General features: G+C 60.8%; 1 protein-coding gene. It reads left to right on the top strand.

The window, feature by feature from the left end:
- Positions 1 to 76 precede the first annotated feature (76 nt).
- Positions 77 to 1,456 (top strand): IS1182 family transposase, encoded by a 1,380-nt coding sequence (locus AC2FNR_RS01560; protein WP_496847728.1) that lies wholly within the window; start codon positions 77 to 79, stop codon positions 1,454 to 1,456.
- The last annotated feature ends 78 nt before the right edge of the window (positions 1,457 to 1,534 follow it).

Here is a 1,534-nt window from a genome sequence, read left to right as displayed (position 1 = left end):
GATTGTGTTGAAAAACTCTGCTTGAACTGGGCTTTCACCGCTGATTCACTTCTCCCGAGGCGAGGGAGAGCTGGCGATGATGGGTCCGAGGCAAGTAGCGCAGAGCGCGCTGTTCTACGAGTTCTCGATCGAGGATCACGTGCCGCCGGATCATCTGCTGCGAGCCATGGACCGGTTCGTCGATCTCGGTGATATGCGCCGACATCTTGCGCCGTTCTACAGTTCGACGGGCAGGCCTTCTGTCGATCCCGAGCTGATGATGCGAATGCTGATTGTGGGCTACGCCTTTGGCATCCGGTCGGAGCGGCGGCTGTGTGAAGAGGTGCACCTGAACCTTGCGTATCGCTGGTTCTGTCGCCTGGACCTGAGCGATCCGGTGCCCGACCATTCGACCTTCTCGAAGAACCGCCACGGCAGGTTCCGGGACAGCAACCTCTTCCGGCACCTGTTCGAGAGCGTTGTCGCCCGCTGTATTGCCGAGGGCCTGGTTGGCGGTCAGACCTTCGCCTCCGACGCCAGCCTGATCCGGGCGGATGCCAACAAGCAGTACGCAGCGGCTAAGGCGGACTGGGACCCAGAGCGGATCGATGTTCAGGAGGCGCCCCGTGCTGTGCGCGAGTATCTGGAGGTGCTTGACGATGCCGCCTTCGGGGCGGCGAGCGAGGTTGATCCGAAGTTCACGTCCTTTGCCGATCCGGCCAGTCAGTGGACCGGGGCACGGAAAGGCCCTGCGTTCTTCGCCTACTCGGACAACTATCTGATCGACACGGAGCACGGCGTGATCCTCGACGTAGAGGCTACCAGGTCAATCCGGACGGCGGAGGTAGGTGCCACGCGAAAGATGATCGAGCGAACCGGGGATCGCTTCGGCCTGACGCCAGAACGGCTTGCGGCGGACACGGCCTATGGGTCCGGTGAGATGCTCGGCTGGTTGGTTGGGAAAGGGATTGAGCCACACATTCCTGTCATTGATAAATCCGAACGCCGGGATGGTACTTTCTCCAACGCCGAGTTCCGCTATGACCCGGACAAGGACGAGTATACATGCCCTGCAGGCAATGCCTTGAAGAAGTACTGGCGTCAGATGAAGACGCCCCGCGACGGGGTCGGCAAGGACGGCTTCCGCAAGTACTTCGCTCGCAAGCAGGACTGTTCAGCCTGTGCGCTCAAGGAGCAATGCACCCCGAACCAGCCCGCCAGGAAGATCGCACGCCATGTTCACGAAGCCGCACGCGACGCCGCACGCCGCATCGCCACCACGGACGCCTATGTCGATGCCAGCCGACGACGAAAGAAGGTCGAAATGCTCTTCGCCCACCTGAAACGCATTCTCCGCCTCGACCGACTGCGCCTCCGCGGACCAAACGGCGCTAAAGATGAGTTCCTCCTCGCAGCAACCGCACAGAACCTACGGAAACTCGCAAAACTCATTCCGGCCACGCATGCGATGGCGTGAGTTCGCAGATCAAGCGAACGCGACCGCAATATCAACGCGTCTCAAAAGCCGACTTCTTCAACACAATCAGCCCAAAGC

Source organism: Ruegeria sp. SATB045 (assembly GCF_059613525.1).
The sequence above is the reverse complement of the archived record's forward strand: the minus strand, read 5'-3'. Positions and strand labels throughout refer to the sequence as shown.

Bases quoted from the DNA above. Each gene is read 5' to 3' on its own strand.
- AC2FNR_RS01560 (WP_496847728.1), top strand. From the start codon at position 77: ATGATGGGTCCGAGGCAAGTAGCGCAGAGCGCGCTGTTCTACGAGTTC.